The sequence below is a fragment of the Natrinema sp. 1APR25-10V2 genome, from assembly GCF_031626495.1.
Taxonomy (GTDB): Archaea; Halobacteriota; Halobacteria; order Halobacteriales; family Natrialbaceae; genus Natrinema.
Genome location: NZ_JAMQOJ010000015.1, coordinates 1 through 1,561, shown reverse-complemented (window position 1 = coordinate 1,561; position 1,561 = coordinate 1). Strand labels below are relative to the sequence as shown.

At 51.4% G+C, this 1,561-nt stretch carries 1 pseudogene; it reads right to left on the bottom strand.

From position 1 onward, the window contains the following. Positions 1–1,352: pseudogene (locus tag NDO75_RS27660) on the bottom strand (type II restriction endonuclease subunit M); the annotation flags it as partial. Between the last annotated feature and the right edge of the window lie 209 nt (positions 1,353–1,561).

The window sequence follows — 1,561 nt, the reverse complement described above, 5'->3', positions numbered from 1 at the left end:
CCTTGCCCTTCAGCTTCGAGCCGCTGGAAATACTCAATGCATTGCATGTATAGGTCCATCAGCACCTCCTGTGCGGCGAGCAGGAAGGCGCCACTTCCTACGGCGGGATCGAGAATGTGTGCTTCCTTCAGAATGTCGTGGTAGAGAGTCTCCACATGGCTGGTCTGGACGTTTTCCGTTGGAACTTGCTGAGTTATGGTTCCACCATCGGCAACTGCTCCTGCGCTACTATCTGCCTCGGGCACGGGGAATCCGAACACATTGTCGATCTCGTCGTAGTCTGCGTCCACAGCCTCGTTGAGTTGATCGAGCAGATATGGATGGATCGTCCGTCGGGCCATGAACCCCGTGATTTCTTCCGGTGTGTAGTACGCCCCCATCTCCTTCTGATTGACCGTTTGCTCGAAGATGTGGCCCAAGATCGCTGGGGAGAGGTTCTTGGGATCGACGATGTCGAGTCGTTCGTCTACGTTCCAGTTCCAGTCGGAGAGAAAGTCGAGGATATCATCGAAGAGCTCGTTCGTTTTCTCGGCAGGACTACCTAACTTCGCGTCTTGGAACTCCTCTTCGACAGGATTCCTTGCGAACAAGCCACCATTAAGGTACGGAAGACTGCCGAAATCAGGGTTCTGCTTGTCTTCTGCGAGGTATTCGAAGAAGAGCGGTTCGTAGAACTCTTCGTAGTGGTCACCACCCTCGTCAACGACTTCATTCGGTTGTTCGTGAAGGTAATTCGGGTTCCGATCAAGAAGGCGTTTTTCCTGGATGAAGTATAGGAAGATCATCCGGTCAAGAATGACCTGCACATATCGTTGCTTCGCATCACCACGATCGTCAGGGATGCCTGTAACCTCTTGAATGAGATCTGTCCGGAGTTCCTCGAACTGTTCATAGAACTCCTTGACGACCTGTTGCGTGTCGTAGAGCGTATCGTATATCGCAGCAGAGGAACCGTACTCGATCGAGTTCAGCTTCTGGAGAATAGTGTTCTTCTCTCCGCTGTCCCGCGTGAACTGCTCCTTCGAGAACGAAATCTTTTGATGCTTAATTCGACCGTGCTGCTGCCCCTCCCAGCTTCGGACTCGTGTAATGAAGGTGAAGGTCTCGAAATCGTTGGTGGCAACAAGGTTGGTATGCCGTGAGCGATTTTCCGGTTTGAAGTCCGTGGCAGTCTCACCGGGGCCAGCATTGACGATGACGATGAATTCGTCATCATCAAGCTGGACTACGAGTTCGTTATCGCTCCCTAATTTCGGGCGTGGTTTGAGCCCGCGTTTTTCAAAGGAGTTCGCTATATCCTGTAAAGAGTCCCAGCCCGCGATATCGGATGCGGTGATCTGCTGGAGAGTCATACCACCTGAAAGTTGCTTTACTCATATGAAAATGATGGATACGAGGGTGACTTTCGACTGAACTGGTCAATCTACCCGTTGCGTAGTATGTAAGAAGCAGCTCGCATTTCACGAGCATTCGTAAATCAAGTCGAAAACAGCCAATAGCGAGACGCTCAGTTGATGCAATGCATTGAGTATTTCCAGCGGCTCGAAGCTGAAGGGCAAGG